General features: G+C 69.4%; 25 protein-coding genes and 1 riboswitch. Of the genes, 22 read left to right on the top strand and 3 right to left on the bottom strand.

Annotated elements, in window-relative coordinates:
- The first annotated feature begins 2 nt into the window (after window positions 1-2).
- Window positions 3-734: a precorrin-2 C(20)-methyltransferase gene (locus G8O29_RS03485; RefSeq protein WP_166402087.1), complete on the top strand. Its 732-nt coding sequence runs from the start codon at window positions 3-5 to the stop codon at window positions 732-734.
- Window positions 731-1,465 (top strand): precorrin-3B C(17)-methyltransferase, encoded by a 735-nt coding sequence (cobJ, locus tag G8O29_RS03480; protein WP_166401830.1) that lies wholly within the window; start codon window positions 731-733, stop codon window positions 1,463-1,465. Before G8O29_RS03485 ends, cobJ begins: the two co-directional genes overlap by 4 nt.
- A gap of 59 nt (window positions 1,466-1,524) precedes the next feature.
- On the opposite strand, the gene G8O29_RS03475 is transcribed toward cobJ, so the two are convergent.
- Window positions 1,525-2,256, bottom strand: a complete 732-nt coding sequence (locus G8O29_RS03475; protein WP_166401829.1) for a cobalt-precorrin-6A reductase — start codon at window positions 2,254-2,256, stop codon at window positions 1,525-1,527.
- On the opposite strand from G8O29_RS03475, the gene cbiE reads away from it, so the two are divergent.
- The 8 genes from cbiE (at window position 2,255) to G8O29_RS03435 (ending at window position 9,558) form a co-directional block, all read left to right on the top strand.
- Window positions 2,255-3,424: a precorrin-6y C5,15-methyltransferase (decarboxylating) subunit CbiE gene (gene cbiE / locus G8O29_RS03470; protein WP_166401828.1), complete on the top strand. Its 1,170-nt coding sequence runs from the start codon at window positions 2,255-2,257 to the stop codon at window positions 3,422-3,424. The two genes, G8O29_RS03475 and cbiE, sit on opposite strands and share 2 nt — an antisense overlap.
- Entirely contained in the window at window positions 3,406-3,780 is a 375-nt protein-coding gene (locus G8O29_RS03465; protein ID WP_242678858.1) for a cobalamin biosynthesis protein, read from the top strand. The genes cbiE and G8O29_RS03465 overlap by 19 nt, the downstream gene beginning before the upstream one ends.
- Window positions 3,781-3,928: 148 nt before the next feature.
- Window positions 3,929-4,711, top strand: a complete 783-nt coding sequence (gene cobM / locus G8O29_RS03460; protein WP_166401827.1) for a precorrin-4 C(11)-methyltransferase — start codon at window positions 3,929-3,931, stop codon at window positions 4,709-4,711.
- Window positions 4,711-6,027, top strand: coding sequence for a cobyrinic acid a,c-diamide synthase CobB (locus G8O29_RS03455; RefSeq protein ID WP_166402085.1), 1,317 nt, complete (start codon window positions 4,711-4,713; stop codon window positions 6,025-6,027). The genes cobM and G8O29_RS03455 overlap by 1 nt, the downstream gene beginning before the upstream one ends.
- A 97-nt stretch (window positions 6,028-6,124) precedes the next feature.
- Window positions 6,125-6,853, top strand: a complete 729-nt coding sequence (gene cobA, locus G8O29_RS03450) for a uroporphyrinogen-III C-methyltransferase (RefSeq protein ID WP_166401826.1) — start codon at window positions 6,125-6,127, stop codon at window positions 6,851-6,853.
- Between the two features lie 43 nt (window positions 6,854-6,896).
- Window positions 6,897-7,116, top strand: a riboswitch (cobalamin riboswitch).
- Window positions 7,117-7,147: 31 nt separating this feature from the next.
- Complete coding sequence (locus G8O29_RS03445) at window positions 7,148-7,822, top strand: energy-coupling factor ABC transporter permease (RefSeq protein WP_166401825.1); 675 nt, start codon at window positions 7,148-7,150, stop codon at window positions 7,820-7,822.
- 55 nt (window positions 7,823-7,877) lie between these two features.
- Window positions 7,878-8,621 (top strand): precorrin-6A synthase (deacetylating), encoded by a 744-nt coding sequence (gene cobF, locus G8O29_RS03440; protein ID WP_166401824.1) that lies wholly within the window; start codon window positions 7,878-7,880, stop codon window positions 8,619-8,621.
- The gene (locus G8O29_RS03435) at window positions 8,614-9,558 is read left to right on the top strand and encodes a phosphotransferase enzyme family protein (RefSeq protein WP_166401823.1); all 945 of its coding nucleotides are present in this window, start codon (window positions 8,614-8,616) and stop codon (window positions 9,556-9,558) included. The genes cobF and G8O29_RS03435 overlap by 8 nt, the downstream gene beginning before the upstream one ends.
- Before the next feature lie 69 nt (window positions 9,559-9,627).
- On the opposite strand, the gene G8O29_RS03430 is transcribed toward G8O29_RS03435, so the two are convergent.
- Window positions 9,628-10,515 (bottom strand): DMT family transporter, encoded by an 888-nt coding sequence (locus G8O29_RS03430; RefSeq protein WP_166401822.1) that lies wholly within the window; start codon window positions 10,513-10,515, stop codon window positions 9,628-9,630.
- Window positions 10,515-11,399: a LysR family transcriptional regulator gene (locus G8O29_RS03425; RefSeq protein ID WP_166401821.1), complete on the bottom strand. Its 885-nt coding sequence runs from the start codon at window positions 11,397-11,399 to the stop codon at window positions 10,515-10,517. Before G8O29_RS03425 ends, G8O29_RS03430 begins: the two co-directional genes overlap by 1 nt.
- Window positions 11,400-11,528: 129 nt before the next feature.
- Here G8O29_RS03425 and G8O29_RS03420 point away from each other — a divergent pair, with 129 nt between their 5' ends.
- The 12 genes from G8O29_RS03420 (at window position 11,529) to rpmE (ending at window position 19,060) form a co-directional block, all read left to right on the top strand.
- A complete protein-coding gene (locus tag G8O29_RS03420) occupies window positions 11,529-12,005 on the top strand; it encodes a hypothetical protein (protein ID WP_166401820.1) in 477 nt (158 codons plus the stop codon).
- A gap of 32 nt (window positions 12,006-12,037) precedes the next feature.
- Complete coding sequence (locus tag G8O29_RS03415) at window positions 12,038-12,268, top strand: hypothetical protein (RefSeq protein ID WP_166401819.1); 231 nt, start codon at window positions 12,038-12,040, stop codon at window positions 12,266-12,268.
- A 175-nt stretch (window positions 12,269-12,443) separates the two neighbouring features.
- Window positions 12,444-13,955 (top strand): signal recognition particle protein, encoded by a 1,512-nt coding sequence (gene ffh / locus G8O29_RS03410; protein ID WP_166401818.1) that lies wholly within the window; start codon window positions 12,444-12,446, stop codon window positions 13,953-13,955.
- Window positions 13,955-14,491, top strand: coding sequence for a GNAT family N-acetyltransferase (locus G8O29_RS03405; RefSeq protein WP_166401817.1), 537 nt, complete (start codon window positions 13,955-13,957; stop codon window positions 14,489-14,491). The genes ffh and G8O29_RS03405 overlap by 1 nt, the downstream gene beginning before the upstream one ends.
- Entirely contained in the window at window positions 14,488-14,784 is a 297-nt protein-coding gene (locus tag G8O29_RS03400; RefSeq protein ID WP_166401816.1) for a chorismate mutase, read from the top strand. Before G8O29_RS03405 ends, G8O29_RS03400 begins: the two co-directional genes overlap by 4 nt.
- Window positions 14,785-14,827: 43 nt before the next feature.
- Entirely contained in the window at window positions 14,828-15,181 is a 354-nt protein-coding gene (rpsP, locus tag G8O29_RS03395) for a 30S ribosomal protein S16 (protein WP_166401815.1), read from the top strand.
- A 3-nt stretch (window positions 15,182-15,184) separates the two neighbouring features.
- A complete protein-coding gene (gene bluB / locus G8O29_RS03390; RefSeq protein WP_166401814.1) occupies window positions 15,185-15,817 on the top strand; it encodes a 5,6-dimethylbenzimidazole synthase in 633 nt (210 codons plus the stop codon).
- Window positions 15,817-16,320, top strand: a complete 504-nt coding sequence (gene rimM / locus G8O29_RS03385; protein WP_166401813.1) for a ribosome maturation factor RimM — start codon at window positions 15,817-15,819, stop codon at window positions 16,318-16,320. The genes bluB and rimM overlap by 1 nt, the downstream gene beginning before the upstream one ends.
- 49 nt (window positions 16,321-16,369) lie before the next feature.
- Window positions 16,370-17,347 (top strand): hypothetical protein, encoded by a 978-nt coding sequence (locus tag G8O29_RS03380; protein WP_207623641.1) that lies wholly within the window; start codon window positions 16,370-16,372, stop codon window positions 17,345-17,347.
- A 43-nt stretch (window positions 17,348-17,390) separates the two neighbouring features.
- Window positions 17,391-18,194 carry a tRNA (guanosine(37)-N1)-methyltransferase TrmD gene (gene trmD, locus G8O29_RS03375; protein ID WP_166401811.1) on the top strand — a complete coding sequence of 268 codons (804 nt, stop codon included), beginning with the start codon at window positions 17,391-17,393 and terminating at the stop codon, window positions 18,192-18,194.
- Window positions 18,195-18,452: 258 nt separating this feature from the next.
- Window positions 18,453-18,827: a 50S ribosomal protein L19 gene (gene rplS, locus G8O29_RS03370; RefSeq protein ID WP_166401810.1), complete on the top strand. Its 375-nt coding sequence runs from the start codon at window positions 18,453-18,455 to the stop codon at window positions 18,825-18,827.
- An 11-nt stretch (window positions 18,828-18,838) separates the two neighbouring features.
- Window positions 18,839-19,060 carry a 50S ribosomal protein L31 gene (gene rpmE / locus G8O29_RS03365; protein WP_166401809.1) on the top strand — a complete coding sequence of 74 codons (222 nt, stop codon included), beginning with the start codon at window positions 18,839-18,841 and terminating at the stop codon, window positions 19,058-19,060.
- Window positions 19,061-19,226 lie beyond the last annotated feature (166 nt).

The following is a 19,226-nucleotide window of genomic DNA, read 5'->3' as shown; positions in this document are numbered from 1 at the left end:
CGATGGGACGCGTGATCTGCGCCGGCCTCGGCCCCGGCGACCCCGAGCTGATGAGCCTGAAGGCCGCCCGCACCATCGGGGCCGCCCGCCATGTCGCCTATTTCCGCAAGGAAGGCCGCCCCGGACAGGCCCGCCAGATCGTCGAGGGGATGCTGCACCCCGCCGCCATCGAATACCCGATGGAGTATCCGGTCACCACGGAACTGCCTTTCGACAGCCCTGACTACACCGACGCGCTGGCCCGGTTCTACGACGACTGGGCGAGCCGCCTTGCCGCCCTCGCCGCGTCCGAGGATGTGGTGGTGCTCTGCGAAGGCGACCCGTTTTTCTACGGCAGCTTCATGCACCTCCACTCGCGCCTGCAAGGCCGGGTGGCGGTGGAGGTGATCCCCGGCATCACCGGCATGACCGGCTGCTGGACCGCGACCGGCACGCCGATCACCTGGGGCGATGACGTGCTGACCGTGCTGATGGGCACGCTGCCCGAGGATGATCTGGTGCGGCATATGCAGCAGGCCGACGCGCTGGTGGTGATGAAGACGGGCCGCAACCTGCCCCGCGTCCGCCGCGCGCTGGAGCGTGCGGGGCGGCTGGATCAGGCCTGGCTGGTCGAACGCGGCACCATGCCGAACCAGCGCGTGGCCCGTCTGGCCGAGGTCGATCCGACCGACTGTCCCTATTTCGCCATCGTCCTTGTCCACGGCCACGGCCGCCGCCCGGAGATCCATGAATGACCGGCTGGCTGGCCATTGCGGGTCTCGGCCCGGGGGATGACCGGCTGGTCACGCCCGAGGTCTCGGCGGCGCTGGCCGAGGCGACGGATGTGGTGGGCTACATTCCCTACGTCGCCCGCGTCGCCCCGCGCCCCGGCCTGACGCTGCACCCTTCGGACAACCGGGTTGAACTCGACCGTGCCCGTGCCGCGCTGGAGATGGCCGCCGCGGGGCACCGGGTCGTCGTCGTCTCCTCTGGCGATCCGGGGGTCTTTGCCATGGCCTCGGCAGTGTTCGAGGCGCTGGAGGGCCGCCCGGACTGGCAGGCGCTCGACATCCGGGTCCTGCCCGGCATCACCGCCATGCTGGCCGCCGCCGCCGCTGCGGGCGCGCCTTTGGGCCACGACTTCTGCTGCATCAACCTGTCCGACAACCTGAAGCCCTGGGCGGTGATCGAGACCCGCCTCCGCCACGCCGCCCGCGCCGGTTTCGCGATGGCCTTCTACAATCCCCGCTCGGCCAGCCGCCCGGAAGGCTTCGCGAAAGCCCTCGCCACCCTGCGCGAGGAATGCGGGCCGGACCGCCTGGTCACCTTCGCCCGCGCGGTCAGCACCCCTGACCAGCGCATCGAGACCGTCACCCTTGCCGAAGCCACCCCCGAGATGGCCGACATGCGCACCGTGGTGATCCTCGGCAACTCGGCCACCCGCCGCGTCGGGCGCTTCGTCTATTCCCCAAGGAGCGTCAGATGAACCGGGCCAAAATCCTTCGAAGGATTTTGCAAGACTTTTCGAAAAGTCTTGGCCCCGGTTCAATCGTTCAGCCAGGCCATGACATCAGCCACGGTCCGCGCCACCCGTCGGTCAGGCACCATCGGCCGGTCGATCAGGATTACCGGCACTCCCAGCTCGCGCGCGGCGATCAGCTTGGCCTCGGCCCCCGCGCCGCCGGAGTTCTTGGCAACGATCACCTCGATCCGGTTGTCACGCAGCAACGCCCGGTCGCCGTCCACCGTGAACGGCCCCCGCGCGATCACCGCCTCGGCCCGGGGCAGGGGCAGCGGCTCGGTCGGCGGATCGACGAGGCGCAGAAGATAGTGGTGCTGCGGCGCGGCGGCGAAGGGGTCGAGGGTCTGCCGCCCGATGGCCAGGAACACCCGGCGCGGAGCCTCTCCCAGCGCCGCGACGGCCCCGGAGATGTCCGGCACATGGGTCCAGCGGTCGCCGGGCCTTGCCTGCCAGGGTTCCCGTTCCAGCGCGATCAGGGGAACGCCGGTAATCCTGCTGGCTTCGACGGCATTGCGGCTCATCTGCGCCGCGAAGGGGTGGGTCGCGTCGATGATATTGGTGAAATACCGGGTGAGGAGCAGATCGACCAGCCCCGGCACGCCGCCGAACCCGCCCACCCGCACCGGCAGGGGCTGGGTCACCGGCGCATCCGTGCGGCCCGCGTAGGAATAGACCGCATCGACCCCCGCCTCGGCGAGCGCACGGGCCATCGCGGCGGCCTCGGTGGTTCCGCCCAGAAGCAGGACGCGGGTCATGGCTGATCCCTGGCTCACGATCATCGGTCTGGGCGAAGATGGACCACAGGGCCTGTCGCCCGCAAGCCGTGCCGCGCTGGCCGGGGCCCGCGTGATCTTCGGCGGTCCGCGCCATCTGGCGCTGGTCGAGGCCGGGGACAGGGGCCAACCCTGGCCCGTGCCCTTCGATCCGACCCCCGTCCTTGCGCATCGGGGGCAAGCCACCGTCGTTCTCGCCTCGGGCGATCCGTTCTGGTTCGGTGCGGGCGGCAGTCTGATGGCGCTTCTGTCACCCGGCGAATGGACGTCCCACCCCGCACCTTCGACCTTCCAGCTGGCGGCGAACCGGCTGGGCTGGCGGCTGGAGGAGGTGATCTGCCTTGGCCTGCACGCCGCGCCCTTCGCGCGCCTGCGCCCGGTGCTGGGGCGCGGGATACGGGTGATCTGCACCCTGCGCGATGGAGCCGCTGTCGCCGACCTTGCCACCTGGCTGCGCGACAACGGTCACCCCGGTGTCCGCCTGACGGTCCTCGAACGTCTTGGTGGCCCGCAGGAGCGGATCACGCGCGGCCTGCCAGATGGCCCCATCGCGGCCCCGGTCTCGGCGGCCATCGAGGCCACCGATCCCGGACTGCCGGGTGCCTCGGGCCTGCCGGACGATCTGTTCCGGCACGACGGCCAGATCACCAAACGGCCCGTGCGGGCGCTGACACTGTCCGCCCTGGCCCCCCGGCCGGGCGAGGTGCTGTGGGACATCGGCGCGGGGTCCGGGTCCATCGGGATCGAATGGCTGCTGGCCGGAGGCGCGCGGGTCGAGGCGCTGGAGACCGACCCCACCCGCGCCGCTCGCGCGCGCGGGAATGTCGAAGCCTTCGGCCTGTCGCACCGCCACCGCCTGACCGAAGCGCGCGCGCCCGAAGGGCTGACGGGCCTGCCCACCCCCGATGCCGTCTTCATCGGCGGCGGGGCCTCCGGGGCGCTGCTGGACGCGCTGTGGGACCTGATCCCGCCGGGCTCGCGCCTTGTGATGAACGCCGTTACGCTGGAAACCGAGGCGCTGGTTCTTGACTGGTCGGCGCGACACGGCGGGGCGCTCTTGCGGATCGCGCTTGCGGAATCGGCTGCCATCGGCCGCAAGCGCGGCTGGCGCGCGGCGCTGCCGATCCTGCAATGGAGCGTCACGCGATGATCGTGGCGGGCTTCGGCTTCAGGACCGGGGTGTCGCTGGCATCGCTTCGGGACGCGCTGGACCGTGCCGGAGGGGCCGATGGCGTGACGCATCTGGCCACGCTGGCGGCGAAGGTCGGGGGGCTGGAGCCCTTGGCCTGTGCCCTGGACCTGCCGATCGTCGCGCTGGCCCCTGACGCCTTGCGCGGCGTGCCGACGCCGACCCGTTCGGACCGGGTCGAGGAGATGTTCGGCACCGGCTCGATCGCCGAGGCGGCGGCGTTGGTGGCGGCGGGGCCGGGGGCGCGACTGCGCGGGCCGCGGGCGGTGTCGGCCGACGGGTGGGCGACGGTGGCCCTGGCGGAGGGTTCGGGGTGAGGGGCGGCTGTGAAATCGCGCGCCTTGCGGCGCAAGCCTTCTGTCTCGCCTCTGCGCGCAAAGGGCGCGCAACCGGCTCGGCCGTTTGCCTCGGGCGGGGATGTTTGCAGAAGGGAAAGGCAGAGGTTCGCCTCTGGAACGGTGCAGGATGACCGTGCATTTCATCGGGGCCGGGCCGGGGGCGGCGGATCTGCTGACGCTGCGGGGGCGCGATCTGATCGCGGCCTCGCCCGTCTGTCTTTATGCCGGCTCGCTGGTGCCGGAAGGGGTGCTGGCGCATTGCCCCACCGGCTGCCGGATCGTGAACACCGCACCGATGAGCCTGGACGAGATCGTGGCCGAGATCCAGGCGGCGCATGCGGCGGGGCAGGACGTGGCGCGGCTGCATTCCGGGGACCTGTCGGTCTGGTCGGCGATGGGCGAGCAGCTGCGGCGGCTGCGCGACCTTGGCATCCCCTATGACGTGACGCCGGGCGTGCCGTCCTTCGCGGCGGCGGCGGCAGCGCTGGGGGCGGAACTGACGCTGCCGGGGCTGGCGCAGTCGGTGGTGCTGACGCGGACCTCGGGCCGCGCCTCGCCGATGCCCGAGGGCGAGAGCCTGGAGGCCTTCGCCCGCACCGGGGCAACCCTGGCGATCCATCTTTCGGTGCATGTGCTGGGCGACGTGGTGGCGCGGCTTCTGCCGCATTACGGCCCGGACTGTCCGGTTGCGGTGGTCTTCCGCGCCTCCTGGCCGGAAGAGCGGGTGCTGCGGGCCACGCTGGCCACGCTGGATGTCTCGGTCGGTGCGGGCGAGCGGACAGCGCTGATCCTGATTGGGCGGGCTCTGGCGCAGGAGGGTTTCGCGGAAAGCCGGCTTTACGCAGGTGACTATGACCGGCGCTATCGCCCGCTGGGCAGCGCGCCGCGCTTTCCGGAGACCGGGCAGTGATACCCGGCCTCGTGATTGCCGCCCCGGCCAGCGGCACGGGCAAGACCACGGTGATGCTGGGGCTTCTGTCGGCGCTGCGGGCGCGGGGGCTGGTGGTGCAGCCGTTCAAGAACGGTCCGGATTACATCGATCCGGCCTTTCACCGGGCGGCTTCGGGGCGGGACAGCTACAACCTGGACAGCTGGGCCATGCCGGGGGACATGCTGGACGGGCTGGCGGGGCTCGCCGAGGGGGCGGACCTGGGGCTGGCCGAAGGCTCGATGGGGCTTTACGACGGGGTGGCGGCGTCGGGTGCAGCGGGCAACGGGGCCTCGGCGGATCTGGCCCTGCGCCTGGGCTGGCCGGTGGTTCTGGTGATCGACGCCTCGGGCCAGGCGCAGACGGCGGCGGCGGTGGCGCTGGGGCTGGCGCGGTTCCGGGCTGGGCTGCGGGTGGCGGGCGTGATCCTGAACCGGGTCGCCTCGCCCCGGCACGAGGCGCTGCTGCGTGCGGGCATGGCAGAGGCGGGGCTGCCGGTGCTGGGTGCTCTGCCGAAGCAGGCGGCCATCGCGATGCCGGAACGGCATCTGGGCCTGGTGCAGGCCGAGGAATTGCCGGCGCTGGCCGAACTGCTGCGCGCAGCGGGCGATCTGATGCGCGAGAACGTGGATCTCGATGCCCTGATCGCCGCCGCGGACGGCGCGCTGCGTCCCGCGCCTGCGGTGCGGATCACACCGCCGGGACAAAGGATCGCCCTGGCGCGCGACGCGGCCTTCAGCTTTGTCTACCCGCACATGCTGGACGGCTGGCGCCGTGCGGGGGCCGAAGTGCTGACCTTCTCGCCCCTGGCCGATCAGGGGCCGGACCCTTCGGCCGATGTCTGCTGGCTGCCGGGCGGCTACCCGGAACTGCACGGGCCGGCCCTGGCCGGGGCAGACCGCTTCCGCAGCGGGTTGCGGGCCTTTGCCGAAACCAGGCCCGTGCATGGCGAGTGCGGTGGCTACATGGCGATGGGCGCGGCAATCATCGACCGGGAAGGTCAGCGCTGGCCGATGGCGGGGCTGCTGGGGCTGGTCACCAGCTTCGAGAAGCGGCGGATGCATCTGGGTTACCGGCGGGCCCGACTGGTGCAGGGCATTCCGGGTCATGCCCCGGGAAGCGTCCTGCGCGGGCACGAGTTCCATTATTCCACCATACTCGAACAACCGGATGCGCCGCTGGCCGAGGTTACGGATGCCACCGGCGCCCGGGTGGCCGAGACCGGCAGCACTCGACTCCGGCCCGGCGGCGGGCTATCGACCGGCACCTTCTTTCACCTGATCGCAGCCGAGCCATGACCGAACGTCTCCCTTCCGCCCCCGGAATTCGTGCGAATTCCGGTCCGGAGCCTGAACAGGCTCCGTTCCGATTTCCGCAGGGAAATCGGGGGCAGGGATGACCGGCTTCGTCCATTTCGTCTCGGCCGGACCCGGCGACCCGGACCTCTTGACCGTGAGGGCGGTGAAGGCGCTGGCCCAGGCCGATGCGGTGCTGTTCGACGATCTGTCCTCGGGCCCGATCCTCGCGCTGGCGCGGCCGGGGGCCGACATGGTGGGCGTGGGCAAGCGGGCGGGGCGCGCCTCGCCGAGGCAGGATCACGTCAGCCGGCTTCTGGTGGACTATGCCCGGACCGGGGCGCGGGTGGTGCGGCTGAAATCGGGCGACAGCGGCATCTTCGGCCGGCTCGAGGAAGAGCTGACCGCCGTTCGCGCCGCCGGCATCCCCTGCGAGATCATCCCTGGCGTCACCTCGGCCTCGGCCGCGGCCGCCGCCGCGGGCATCCCGCTGACCCGGCGCCAGCACGCCCAGCGGATCCAGTTCATCACTGCCGCCGATGTGACCGGCAACCTGCCGCCGGGCCTGAACCTGCCCGCCCTGGCCGACCCGCAGGCGACCACGGTGGTTTACATGGGCAAGCGCACCTTTCCCGCGCTGGCCCAGGCGCTGATCGCCCATGGCCTGCCGCCCGACACTCCGGCGCTTCTGGCCGAAGGCGTCAGCACGCCGGACCAGCGTCTGCATCGTTCCACCGTCGAAGCCCTGGCAGAAACTCTGTCAGGCGACCGCAGCCCGCTTCCGGGCCTCATCCTTTTCGGCAAGCTGGCCGACGGGGTCGCAGACTGACCCTGCGGAGTCGCCTTCCTCCTTGACCGGACGTCGCCAGAGGCGCAGGAAGGGAGGGCAAGGTGTCCCATCAGGCGCAAAGCGCCGGGACTGAAACGGGAATGAGGAGCGGGCCTACCCATCAGGGGGTCCGTGACATCAGCCGCCCCCGCGACTGTCAGCGGTGAGCGGGTCTTCACAAGCCACTGTCCCCGACGGGATGGGAAGGCGAAGACCCTCCACGATCCGCCAGCCAGGAGACCGGCCCTGCAAAGGAAGCAAACCGCCGTCGGGTGTGACGGTCAGGAGGGACTTATGCATATCGAACCGGGCCTCGTCAGCGAGGCAAAGATCGCGCTCAGCTACGCCACCGCTGCCGCCGCAGGGGGCGTTGCCCTTTACCACATCGCCAGAGCCACGAAGGAGCAGGGGCTGACCTCGGTCGCCCTGCGCTCGCTCATTGCAACCGCTGGCGTCTTCTGCTTCTTCGAGGTGCTGCCGCACTTCCCCATCGGCGTCAGCGAGGTGCACCTGATCCTCGGCTCCACCCTGTTCCTGATCCTCGGGGCCGGACCCGCTGCCATCGGCCTTGCGATGGGCCTTCTGATCCAGGGCCTGTTCTTCGCGCCCTCGGATCTGCCGCAATACGGGATGAACGTCACGACGCTTCTGGTGCCGCTCTTTGCGCTGTACGAGGTGTCGAAGCGGGTGATTGCACCCGGTACGGCCTATGTGGACCTGCAATACCGGCAGGTGCTGGCCCTGTCGCTGGTCTACCAGGGCGGGGTCGTCACCTGGGTCGCGTTCTGGGCGCTCTACGGCCAGGGCTTCGCCGCTGCGAACCTTGCCGCCATCGGCACGTTCGGCGTCGCCTACATGGCGGTCGTCCTGATCGAGCCCCTGGTCGATCTCGCCGTGCTGGCGGCGGCCAAGGCGATCCGCGCGTCGGGGTCCGTCCTCGTGACGCCGCGCCTCTACACGGCGGCCTGATCCCATCGGGCGCGGCCTTGGCCTTCGGGCTGCGCCTCTGCTAAAGCCCGGGCCCATGACCACGCTTTTCCTCATCGGCATCGGCACGGGCAACCCGGATCATGTGACCGGCCAGGCGATCGGCGCGCTGAACGCGGCCGACCTGATCCTGATCCCGCGCAAGGGCAGCACGAAATCCGACCTCGCCGAGGTGCGAGAGCTGATCCTGGCGCGCGTCCTCGCCCGACCCGTCCCGGTCGCCGCCTACGACGTCCCCACCCGGGCAGAGCAGGACGACTACCTCGGCGCGGTGAACGACTGGCATGACGCCATCGCGAAGGTCTGGGCCGAGACCATCGCCGCCCATCCCGGCGCTCAGCGTATCGCCGTGATGGTCTGGGGCGACCCCTCGCTTTACGACAGCACGCTGCGCATGGCGGCCCGGCTGCCGGGCGTCACGGTCAGGGTCATCCCCGGCATCACCTCGCTTCAGGCCCTGACCGCAGCCCATGCCATCCCGCTGAACACCCTTGCCGCCCCCGTGACCATCACCACCGGCCGCAACCTGCGCGACCATGGCTGGCCCGAGGGCGCCACCACGCTTGCCGTCATGCTGGACAAGGGCGGCGCCTTCACCGCGATCGACCCTGCGGGCGTGACGATCTGGTGGGGCGCCTATGTCGGCATGCCGGAAGAATGCCTGATCCATGGCCCGCTGGCCGAGGTCAGCGACCAGATCCTCGCCACCCGTACCCGGCTGCGTGTCGAACACGGCTGGATCATGGACATCTACCTTCTGCGCCGGGGCGGCGATGTCTGAGCTGATCGCCCGCGCGCTGCGGCTTTACGACCTGCCGCCCGATACCCCGCTTGCCCTGCTCAACCGCTCCGAGAACGAAACCTGGGCCGCGGGCGATCTGGTGCTGCGGCTGCACCGACCCGGCTATCACTCGCGGGCCGAGATCGCCTCGGAACTGGCCTGGCTGGCCGCGCTTCAGGACCTTCCCGACCTGCATTGCGTTCGCCCCGTGCCCGGCAGGCAAGGCATGGTCAGCGAGATCGACGGCCGCCGCATCGTCGCCTTCGCCCGCATCCCCGGCCAGGAGCTGCGCCCCGGCGACGACCTGTCGCGCTGGTTCGCACCGCTGGGAGAGATCACCGCCCGGCTCCACCTGCATGCGCGCGGCTGGACGCCGCCCCCCGGTTTCACCCGCAAGCGCTGGGACGTCGAGACGATCCTGGGGCCGCAACCGCACTGGGGCCACTGGCGGCAGGCGCAGGGGCTGGATGCGCCGGGCGCGGCGCTGCTGGCCCGCGCCACCGATGCACTGGCGGCGCGGCTGCATGCCTACGGCACCGGGCCGGATGTCTTCGGGCTGATCCATGCCGACCTGCGGCTGGCGAACCTGATGGTGGCCGGCGAACGGCTGACGGCCATCGACTTCGACGATTGCGGGTTCGGCTGGTGGGCCTATGACCTGGCCGCCGCGCTGTCGTTCATCGAGACCGACCCGCGCCTGCCCGAGCTGATCGCCCGCTGGCTGGAGGGATACACCCGCGCAGCGCCCCTTGGCGCAGGGGATCGGGCGATGATCCCCGCGCTGATCTTCCTGCGCCGGGTGCTGCTGACTGCCTGGCTGGCCACCCGCGCCGACAGCGACACCGCGCAGGCCCTGGGCGGGCCGGTCTATACCCTGGGCACGCTTGAGCTTGCCGAAGCCTTCCTGACCGACGGACTGGCGGCCTTGCGCCCCTGACGGCTCCTCCTGCGCCGTCGGCGCGTCGTCGCCAGCGAGGAGGAACGAAGGTTCCGACGAGCGGCCCGGTCATTCCTTCAGAAGCAGGCCGAGGGCAAGCATGGTCAGCGCCACGCCCGCCAGCACCAGGGCGGGCGGCACCGCGCCATGCAAAACGATCTCCCACAGGATCACCCAGGACGGGACGAGATAGGTATAGGCCATCACCTTTGCAGCCGGCAGGCGCAGGCTGGCATATTGCAGCAGAACGAAGGTCAGGGCACTTGCCGCCACCGCGACATAGACCAGCGTCACCCAGACGATCCCCGGCAGCGCCGGCCAGTCGGTCGCCAGCACCGCCCGCCCGGCATAAAGCGCCAGCAGGACCGTCCCCGCCACCATCATCCCGAAGGTGAAGACCAGTGCCGGCTCGCCCCGGTTCAGCCTGCGCACCAGCGGCGCGTAGGCCGCGTGCGCCACGCAGCCCAGAAAGTAGATCGCCTCGCCCCGCCCGACCTCGAAGGCCATCAGCGCAGCCAGGTCGGCGCGGAAGATCACCCACAGCGCGCCCAAGGCCCCGATGGCAAGGGCCAGGGCCATCCTGCCGGTCAGCCGCTGGCGCAGCGTCAGCCAGCCGAAGCCCGCGGCCATCAGCGGGGTCAGGGTAAAGACCGCCGCCGCCGAGACGGGCGGCGCGGTCTTCAGACCCTCGAACATCAGCACGAAATAGCTGCCCAACAGACCGCCAAGCACCAGATAACGCCAGGGTGCCGCCCAGGCCTGCCGCGGCAGACCCGTGGTCAGTGCCGCCGCCCCACCGACGAGGACACCGGCCAGGATGAAGCGCACCACCGACAGGGCGCCGGGGTCGATATGCGGCGCGGCCAGGACGCCCAGCGAGAATGACCCCGCCACCAGCGCCGAAAAGGCCAGCATCGCCAGATGGCCGCGCGACGGTTGCGACAGGCCGGTCCGCATCAGGTGCAGAACTTCCAGGACTTCGCCGCCTCCTTCAGATGGGTCAGGAAGGCCTGCACCTTGCGCGTGCGGTGCAGATCGACATGGGTCACGATACGCAGGGCCGAGTCCCATTCCGGCCGCGGCGGCAGGATCTCGACCAGATCGGGGTCCTCGGCCGCGCGCAGGGTCATGATGAAGCCCAGACCCGCCCCCTGCCGCACCGCCTCTTCCAGCGCGGCAGGTTCGGTCGCGGCATAGACGATCTGTTCGGGCGGCACCGTCGCCCGCAGCCAGCGATGGAAGGGCGCGCGCGTCGCGTCGGCATCGGTGCAGACAAAGCGGTGGCCGACGAAGTCGGCCTCGGAGGCCGGCTTGCCGTGCCGTTCGACATAGGCGCGCGACCCGTAAAGCCCCGCCTGCATCCGGGCCAGGGGCTGCACCACATTGTCCGGCTCTTCCGGCCCGTTGCCGGCGCGGATCGCCACATGCGCTTCGCCATAGTCCAGCCGGAACAGCCGCATGTCGGTCAGGAACCGGACCCGGACCTCGGGCCATTTGTCCTGAAAGCTGACCATCACCGGGGTCAGAAGATCGGCGATCCCTGCGATCGAGGTCACGACCAGTTCGCCCGACACCGTCTCGCCCTGGCCCTTGATCCGGCTGGCCAGATGGGCGAACTGCTCTTCGGTGGTCTGGGCCACGGCCAGAAGGTCGCGGCCGGATTCCGTCGCCGTATAGCCCCTGGCATGGCGCTGGAACAGCTTGACCCCCAGCCGCTTTTCCAGCGCGTCGATGTGGCGGATCACCGTGGCATGATGCACCCCCAGAACCTCGGCCGCGCCGGACACCGTGCCCAGACGTGCCACCTGATAGGCGGTGCGGATCTCGTCCCAGTTCTCCATGTCGCGCCCTTTCCAGCCTGTGCAGGGACGCACAGAAAACGCCGGGACGCGGGCCGGCGCAAGTCTGTTGTGCCCTGTGGCTGCCTTGATAGGGTTCGGACGGCTGGACCATGGATCAGGGGAAAGGACATGCGCATCCGGACCGAAACGCCCGCACTTCTGGTGCTGGAGGACCGTCCGCTGCTGATCGCGCTGCTGCTGTCGGCCTTCGTGCTGATCGACGCGGCGGCGGTCTTCGGTCTGGCCCGTCAGGGCGAATGGGCGGGGGTGGCGATGCTGGGCCTTGGCATCCCGCTTCTGCTGGCGGGCTTCGTGTTCTTCGTGCGGCGCACCATCGTCTTCTTCGACCGCTCCTCCGGGATGGTCTCGATCCGCGTTGCCTCGCTGATCGGGCAGAAAGAGGACAGCCTGCCCCTGTCCGAGGTGATCGGCGCCGAGGTCCAGCGCAATCCGTCCTCGAAGGGCGGTTCGACCGCGCGGCCGGTCCTTCTGCTGAAGGGTGGCGGTCGGCGCCCGCTCCTGTCGGTCTCGACCTCGGGCCGGGGGCCGGGCCGGGCTGCGGCGGCGATCAACCGCTGGCTTGCACCGGACAAGGCCGGCCGGTGAGGGGCCTTCCCGTCGCGACGATTCCGGCGCCGATGGCCCAGGGCCCTTTCCGCGCCTCGGTGGTCAGCGGCCGGATGGTCCTGACCGCCATCGCGCTTCTCTTGATCGTCGGCTGGCTCGGCAGCCCGGTCCGGCCGCTGACCGTCCCCTGCGGCCGTGCCGGACATCGCAGCACGGCCACCCGGCGCGGCCTGTTCGGAACGAAGCACGGGTCGCCCGTCCTGCGGCGCATCCGCGACAAGGCCGCCGCCAGCACAGCTTGACTCCGCCCCCCATCCGGCGTATCCGCCGACCAGTTCCCCGGAGGCATCAGCTTCCGGTCCCTTGGGCATTTCCCGGGATCGCCATCCGTCAGCGCGTCTGCGCCCACGGGTGCGCTTTCGCTTTGCGCCAGGGCTTCGCCGCCCCATATCGGGGCAAACAGCACGAGGTGACGCGATGTTCGAAAGCCTGTCCGAACGCCTTGGCGGCGTCTTCGACCGTCTCACCAAACAGGGGGCGCTGTCCGAAGCCGACGTCGTCACCGCGCTGCGCGAAGTGCGCGTGGCGCTGCTGGAGGCCGACGTCTCCCTCCCCGTCGCCCGGGACTTCATCAAGCGCGTGACCGAAAAGGCCACCGGCGCGGCGGTGACCAAGTCGATCACCCCCGGCCAGATGGTGGTGAAGATCGTCCATGACGAACTGATCCGCGTGCTGGCGGGCGATGGTCCGGCCGAGGCGCTGAAGATCGACAACCCGCCGGCGACGATCCTGATGGTCGGTCTGCAAGGCTCGGGCAAGACCACCACCACCGCGAAACTGGCGAAGCGGCTGAAGGAAAAGAACGGCAAGAAGGTCCTTCTCGCCTCGCTCGACACCAACCGCCCCGCGGCGATGGAGCAGCTGGCGATCCTCGGCACCCAGATCGGCGTCGATTCCCTTCCCATCGTGAAAGGCGAAACCGCCGTCCAGATCGCCAGGCGCGCCAGGACCCAGGCCAGCCTAGGCGGCTATGACGTGCTGTTCCTGGATACCGCCGGGCGGCTGCACATCGACGAAGTGCTGATGGACGAGGTGCAGGCGGTCCGCGACATCGCCCAGCCGCGCGAAACACTGCTGGTCGTCGACGGCCTCACCGGCCAGGACGCGGTGAACGTCGCCACCGAATTCGACGGCAAGGTCGGCATCACCGGCGTCGTCCTCACCCGGATGGACGGCGATGGCCGCGGCGGTGCAGCGCTGTCCATGCGCGCCGTCACCGGCAAGCCGATCCGCTTTGTCGGCCTGGGCGAGAAGATGGACGCGATCGAGCCCTTCGATCCCGAACGCGTCGCCGGCCGCATCCTTGGCATGGGCGACATCGTGGCGCTGGTCGAGAAGGCGCAGGAGACCTTCGAGGCCGAACAGGCCGAACGCATGGCCAAGCGCTTCGCCAAGGGTCTGTTCAACATGAACGACCTGAAGATGCAGCTGGAACAGATGCTGAAGATGGGCGGCATGCAGGGCCTGATGGGCATGATGCCCGGCATGGCCAAGATGTCGGCCCAGGCCGAGGCGGCGGGCCTGAACGACAGGATGCTGCGCCACCAGATCGCGCTGATCAACTCGATGACCAGGAAGGAACGCGCGAACCCCGACCTCTTGCAAGCCAGCCGCAAGAAGCGCATCGCCGCGGGCGCGGGGCTGGAGGTGGCCGATCTGAACCGTCTGCTGAAACAGCACAAGCAGATGGCTGAGATGATGAAGCGGATGGGCAAGGGCGGCATGATGAAGAACCTTGTCAGGCAGTTTCTGGGCAAGGGCGGCATGCCCGACCCGTCCAAGATGTCGCCCGAGGAACTGGCCGAGATGGCCAAGGGGATGCAGGGCGGCCTTGGCGGCATGGGCGGCGGCCTGCCCCCCGGTCTGGGCGGCCTGCCTCGTGGCATCACCCTGCCTGCGGGCCTTTCGGGGCTGATGAAGAAGAAGTGATGCCCAGCCCCGAGCACCAGATCACCGTGACGATCCCGGTCATTCAGACCGAACGTCTGGTGCTGCGCGAACCGCGTGAGGCGGACTTTCCGGCCATGCTCGCATTCAACGACAGCCCCCGCGCCGCCTTCGTCGGCGGCGGTGCGCTTCGTCAGCAGGTCTGGCGCGGCCTTCGGGCCAATATCGGCCTCTGGGCGCTGCGCGGTCACGGGATCTTCTCGGTGGATACCAAGGCAGGCGACTTCATCGGCCGGATCGGCGTGCTGTTTTACGACGGCTGGGACGAACCGGAGTTCGGCTGCCACCTCTTCGACGGCTACAAAGGCCAGGGCCTCGCCATCGAGGCCGCCCGCGCCGCGCGCGCCTGGCTGTTCGCCACGCAGGGGCTGGCAACGCTGGTCTCCTACATCGACCCGGCCAATGCCGGCTCGGTCGCGGTGGCCGAACGGCTCGGCGCCCGGCGCGACCACGTTGCCGAGGCCGCCATCGGCCATGACTGCCTTGTCTATCGTCACCTGCCGGAGACCGCCCGATGACCGATGCCGCCGCCCGCGCCGCCGCGCTTCTGAAGGACCATCGCGCCTCGATCGACCGGCTGGACGCGATCCTCGTCTATACGCTTGCCGAACGGTTCAAGCACACTCAGGCCGTCGGTCGGCTGAAGGCGGAACACGGACTTCCGCCTTCGGACCCCGACCGCGAGGCGCGCCAGATGGCGCGGCTGCACCAGCTGGCCACCGAGGCCGACCTCGAACCCGAGCTGGCCAAGAAATTCCTGACCTTCATCATCAGCGAAGTCATCAGGCATCACGAGAAACTACAGCAATGACATGGGCTTGCCCCAAAACCCGCCATTCAGAGGAGAAAACCAAATGGCTATGAAAATCCGTCTCGCGCGCGGTGGTTCCAAGAAGCGCCCGTTCTATTCCATCGTCGCTGCCGATTCGCGGATGCCCCGCGACGGCCGCTTCATCGAGAAGCTGGGCACCTACAACCCGCTTCTGGCCAAGGACGACGAAAAGCGCGTCGTGATGAACCTTGAGCGTGTGCAGCACTGGCTGTCCCAGGGCGCGCAACCCACCGATCGCGTTGCCCGCTTCCTGGAAGCCGCCGGCGCCCGCCCGAAGACCGTGCGCAACAACCCCAAGGCCGGCACCCCCGGCAAGGCCATGGCAGAGCGCGCCGCCAAGAAGGCCGCCCGCGCTGCGGAACCGGCCGCCGAATAAGCCATGACCGGCCGGTTCAGCCCAGAGTTCCGGGACGAGCTGGTCCGCCTCATGCGCTGGCGCCGCGACGTGCGCCGCTTTCGCACCGACCCGGTGCCCGAGGACCTGCTGGCGCGCTGCCTGCGGGTCCTTTCGCTTGCGCCCTCGGTCGGCCTGTCCGAACCCTGGCGCCTGCTTCGCGTGGACAGCCCGGCCCGCCGCGCGGCCTGCATGGACAATTTCCAGGCCTGCAATGCCCGTGCGCTGGAAGGCTACGACGGCGCGCGGGCGGCAAGCTACAGTCGCCTCAAGCTGTCGGGCATGGCCGAAGCCCCGGTTCACCTGGCCGCCTTCTGCGACGACACGACCACCAAGGGTTCGGGCCTCGGCGCCGCAACGATGCCAGAGACCCGCGCCTATTCCGTGGTCGGCGCCATAACCCATCTGTGGCTGGCGCTGCGGGCCGAGGGGCTTGGCCTCGGCTGGGTGTCGATCCTTGACCGCGACCGGCTTGCACGCGACCTTGACGTGCCGCAGGGCTGGCGTTTCATCGGCTATCTCTGCATCGGCTGGCCGGAAAAGGACGACGTGGTGCCCGAACTCGAACGCGAAGGCTGGGAACAGCGAAGCCCGGCCCTTCATCTGGAGACACGCTGATGTCCGACCTGATCTGCATCGGCGCCATCGCCGGGGCGTTCGGCGTATCCGGCGAGGTCCGGATCAAGTCCTTCTGCTCGGAACCGACGGACATCGCCTCTTACGGCCCGCTGACCACCGAAGACGGCAGCCGAACCTTCCACATCACCCTCACACGCCCCGTTGCCGGCGGCCTCGGCGCGCGGATCTCCGGCGTGACCACCCGGGAACAGGCCGAGGCCCTGCGCGGGACCAGCCTTTACGTCCGACGCGACCGGCTGCCTGCCCTGCCCGATGACGAGTTCTACCATGCCGACCTCATCGGCCTTCCCGCCTTCGACACGGGAGGCGAGCTGATCGGCAAGGTCACCGCCATCTTCAACCACGGGGCGGGCGACATTCTGGAAATATCGACCAACCGTCATAAATCGGCCCTGCTTTTGCCCTTTACCACGGCAATCGTCCCCAATGTCGACTTGGCAGCCGGGCGCATTGTTGTCGATCTGCCTGACGAGTCGGAGTGATCGACCGGCCCGGTGCCTCCGCGGCCCGGAACGCAGGAAAGGGTGGGACATGTTCACGCGCATGCGCCTGGTCAAGGGTGCGACGGCTCTGCTTTACCTTGGGCCCCTGATCGCCGGACTCTGCGGCTTTGGCTGGACCATGCTTGCCCCGTTCATCGCGATCTTCGTCGTCTGGCTCATGGTGCTGCGGCCGGAACAATGGCCGTCCTCGCCGGAAGAATGGCTGACCGGCAGCGCCCTGCTTGCGGCCCTGGCCCAGGTCCTGTCGCAGATCGTCCTGGTCGCCGCGCTGTTCGGCATCGGCAGCGGGCTTGGCGGACTTGCCGGGATCGATGCCGTGGGGGTGAACCCGATTCTGCCGGTGTCCATCTCGTTCATCGCGATTCCGCTGTGCCGGATGCTGTGGGATTCGCGCGAGGCGGCAAGTCTTGGCTATTTCCTCGACGAAGAGGCCGAATCGGCCCATGCCGAGAATGCCGTCGGACTGGCGGCCACGGCGATCATTCCGCTGTTGAACCTGCCCGACACCGCCCCCGACGCCGAGGTGACCGAGGCCGTCGCGGCCGTGCTGGACGTGCCGACCGCCGAACTTCGCCTCGATGCGCTGACTGCGGCGCTGGCCAAGCCCGACCGCAGCCATGCCGCGCTGCGCCGCGGCCTTTTGCTTTGGGCAACCGAGCCCGAGATCGTCGCGCCCGGCCAGGTGCCGGGGTCGATGGCCAAGGCCTTTGCCATCGCCAATGGCGATCTTGACCTCTTGCGGCTTTACGTTCCCCGCGCGATGGCCCTGATCGCGGCCTTCCCGAACCGCGCCACCGATTTCCCGACGCCGGCCGAGCTGCGCGCGGCGGCAGCGGCGGCACCGGACTCCGACCTGCCGGCGCATCTGCAAGCCGACCTGCGTGACGGTCTGCGTGCGCTGGCTCGGGCCGTGGCGGCAGCCACGGGCACCGCAGCAGAGGTCGATGACCTTCCCGCCCCAAGAGAACCTGTCCCCTTCCGCCAGCGCCGCACCCGCCGGGCCTGAACCGGGGCTTTTCCGGCGGCGCCATTCGCGCTAATGCCGTCGCATGTCCGACACCCCTGCAAGCCCTAAAAGCCACGGCCGCCTGCGGATCCGGCCCACGCTGCAACCCCGCGACCTCATGGAGGAACCGCGGCTGGTCAACGGTGCCTTCACGGCCAAGGTCATCACCCTGTTCCCCGAGGCCTTTCCGGGCACGCTGGGCCTGTCGCTGACCGGAAAGGCGCTGGATTTCGGGCTCTGGCAGCTGGAAACCATCGACCTGCGCCAGTTCGGCGAAGGCAGGCACCGCAACGTCGATGATACCCCCGCAGGGGGCGGGGCGGGCATGGTGCTGCGCCCCGACGTGGTGGATGCCGCCCTCTGCCACGCCCGCATCGGCACCCCCGCCGACCGCACGCGCTGGCCGGTCATCTATCTCTCCCCGCGCGGCGCGCCCTTCACCCAGGCCACCGCCCGCCGCCTTGCCCAGGGCGAGGGGCTGACCCTGCTGTGCGGCCGCTTCGAGGGCGTGGACCAGCGCGTGCTCGACCACCATCAGGTCGAGGAGATCAGCCTCGGCGACTTCGTCCTGACCGGCGGCGAGATCGCCGCGCAGGCCGTGCTTGACGCCACCGTCCGCCTGATCCCCGGTGTCCTCGGCAATGCCGCCTCTACCGAAGAGGAAAGCTTCTCCGACGGCCTGCTGGAACATCCGCAATTCACCCGTCCCGCCGTCTGGGAGGGTCACGAGATCCCTGCCGTCCTGCAATCCGGCAACCACGCCGAAATCGCCAGATGGCGCCGCACCCAGGCCGAGGCCCTGACCCGCGCCCGCCGCCCCGATCTGTGGGAAAAGCGCGGGCGCTGAGCCTGCCGCGCCCCTTGACCGGAACCCGCCTTCCCCCTATACGCGCCCGGTCCGGGGCGATCTGCCCATCGGACCCGATTCCCCTTGCCTGCCTGCCTTCTTCCGCAGGGTCACCGCAAGGGGGCGGCACATACAGAAAAGCAGGCGCCACCTGCGGCGGGCTTCTTGCAGCAGCAAGGGGGACCCGGACGAAGACCGGAAGCTCTGGCGCGGCATCACCTCTGCGGAAACCACCGCAGGCAGAACTGGAGACAGCGCATGAACCTCATCGCGCAACTCGAGGCGGAACAGATCGCCGCCCTCGGCAAGACCATCCCGGATTTCAAGGCCGGCGACACGATCCGCGTCGGCTACAAGGTGACCGAAGGCTCGCGCTCGCGCGTGCAGGCCTATGAAGGCGTCTGCATCGGTCGCAAGGGCGGGCTGACGCTCGGCGCCTCGTTCACCGTCCGCAAGATTTCCTTCGGCGAAGGTGTGGAGCGTGTGTTCCCGCTCTATTCGACCAACATCGACTCGATCGAGGTCGTCCGCCGCGGCAAGGTTCGCCGCGCCAAGCTGTACTACCTCCGCGCCCGTCGCGGCAAATCGGCCCGGATTGCCGAAGTCACCAACTACAAAGAAAAAGCCGAGTGAGGAGTGGAGCCATGAAAGCCGATACCCATCCCGACTACCACACCATCACCATCAAGATGACCGACGGCACGACCTATGTGACGCGCTCGACCTGGGGCAAGGAAGGCGACACCATGTCGCTGGACATCGACCCGCTGGCGCATCCGGCCTGGACCGGCCAGCAGGCCAAGCTGATGGACACCGGCGGCCGCGTGTCGAAGTTCAAGAACAAATACGCCGGCCTGGGCTTCTGAATCCCGGACCTGCGCCGAACGGGGGGCGTGCTGCAAGGCGCGCCCTTTCGCATGTGGCGCACCCCGGAGTTTTCGAAAACTCCGGACCGGAGCCTTCAGAGGCTGCGAGCCGATTTCTTTGAAGAAATCGCCTTCTGTCTTGGGCGAAATCCCGCTTCCCCCTTGC

The sequence above is a fragment of the Rhodobacter calidifons genome, assembly GCF_011174775.1.
In the GTDB taxonomy this organism is placed as follows: Bacteria; Pseudomonadota; Alphaproteobacteria; order Rhodobacterales; family Rhodobacteraceae; genus Tabrizicola; species Tabrizicola calidifons.
Note: the sequence above shows the minus strand (reverse complement) of the source record. Positions and strands in the feature narration are given on the sequence as shown.

Excerpts from the sequence above, each read along its gene's own strand:
- trmD (WP_166401811.1), top strand. The coding sequence starts at position 17,391 with ATGTCCGACACCCCTGCAAGCCCTAAAAGCCACGGCCGCCTGCGGATC.
- cobJ (WP_166401830.1), top strand. The coding sequence starts at position 731 with ATGACCGGCTGGCTGGCCATTGCGGGTCTCGGCCCGGGGGATGACCGG.
- rimM (WP_166401813.1), top strand. The coding sequence starts at position 15,817 with ATGTCCGACCTGATCTGCATCGGCGCCATCGCCGGGGCGTTCGGCGTA.
- G8O29_RS03405 (WP_166401817.1), top strand. The coding sequence starts at position 13,955 with ATGCCCAGCCCCGAGCACCAGATCACCGTGACGATCCCGGTCATTCAG.
- G8O29_RS03400 (WP_166401816.1), top strand. The coding sequence starts at position 14,488 with ATGACCGATGCCGCCGCCCGCGCCGCCGCGCTTCTGAAGGACCATCGC.
- G8O29_RS03445 (WP_166401825.1), top strand. The coding sequence starts at position 7,148 with ATGCATATCGAACCGGGCCTCGTCAGCGAGGCAAAGATCGCGCTCAGC.
- G8O29_RS03425 (WP_166401821.1), bottom strand. The coding sequence starts at position 11,399 with ATGGAGAACTGGGACGAGATCCGCACCGCCTATCAGGTGGCACGTCTG.
- cbiE (WP_166401828.1), top strand. The coding sequence starts at position 2,255 with ATGGCTGATCCCTGGCTCACGATCATCGGTCTGGGCGAAGATGGACCA.
- cobA (WP_166401826.1), top strand. The coding sequence starts at position 6,125 with ATGACCGGCTTCGTCCATTTCGTCTCGGCCGGACCCGGCGACCCGGAC.
- G8O29_RS03475 (WP_166401829.1), bottom strand. The coding sequence starts at position 2,256 with ATGACCCGCGTCCTGCTTCTGGGCGGAACCACCGAGGCCGCCGCGATG.
- G8O29_RS03430 (WP_166401822.1), bottom strand. The coding sequence starts at position 10,515 with ATGCGGACCGGCCTGTCGCAACCGTCGCGCGGCCATCTGGCGATGCTG.
- ffh (WP_166401818.1), top strand. The coding sequence starts at position 12,444 with ATGTTCGAAAGCCTGTCCGAACGCCTTGGCGGCGTCTTCGACCGTCTC.
- G8O29_RS03485 (WP_166402087.1), top strand. The coding sequence starts at position 3 with ATGGGACGCGTGATCTGCGCCGGCCTCGGCCCCGGCGACCCCGAGCTG.
- rplS (WP_166401810.1), top strand. The coding sequence starts at position 18,453 with ATGAACCTCATCGCGCAACTCGAGGCGGAACAGATCGCCGCCCTCGGC.
- G8O29_RS03420 (WP_166401820.1), top strand. The coding sequence starts at position 11,529 with ATGCGCATCCGGACCGAAACGCCCGCACTTCTGGTGCTGGAGGACCGT.
- G8O29_RS03415 (WP_166401819.1), top strand. The coding sequence starts at position 12,038 with ATGGCCCAGGGCCCTTTCCGCGCCTCGGTGGTCAGCGGCCGGATGGTC.
- G8O29_RS03435 (WP_166401823.1), top strand. The coding sequence starts at position 8,614 with ATGTCTGAGCTGATCGCCCGCGCGCTGCGGCTTTACGACCTGCCGCCC.
- bluB (WP_166401814.1), top strand. The coding sequence starts at position 15,185 with ATGACCGGCCGGTTCAGCCCAGAGTTCCGGGACGAGCTGGTCCGCCTC.
- cobF (WP_166401824.1), top strand. The coding sequence starts at position 7,878 with ATGACCACGCTTTTCCTCATCGGCATCGGCACGGGCAACCCGGATCAT.
- rpmE (WP_166401809.1), top strand. The coding sequence starts at position 18,839 with ATGAAAGCCGATACCCATCCCGACTACCACACCATCACCATCAAGATG.
- G8O29_RS03380 (WP_207623641.1), top strand. The coding sequence starts at position 16,370 with ATGTTCACGCGCATGCGCCTGGTCAAGGGTGCGACGGCTCTGCTTTAC.
- G8O29_RS03465 (WP_242678858.1), top strand. The coding sequence starts at position 3,406 with ATGGAGCGTCACGCGATGATCGTGGCGGGCTTCGGCTTCAGGACCGGG.
- rpsP (WP_166401815.1), top strand. The coding sequence starts at position 14,828 with ATGGCTATGAAAATCCGTCTCGCGCGCGGTGGTTCCAAGAAGCGCCCG.
- cobM (WP_166401827.1), top strand. The coding sequence starts at position 3,929 with ATGACCGTGCATTTCATCGGGGCCGGGCCGGGGGCGGCGGATCTGCTG.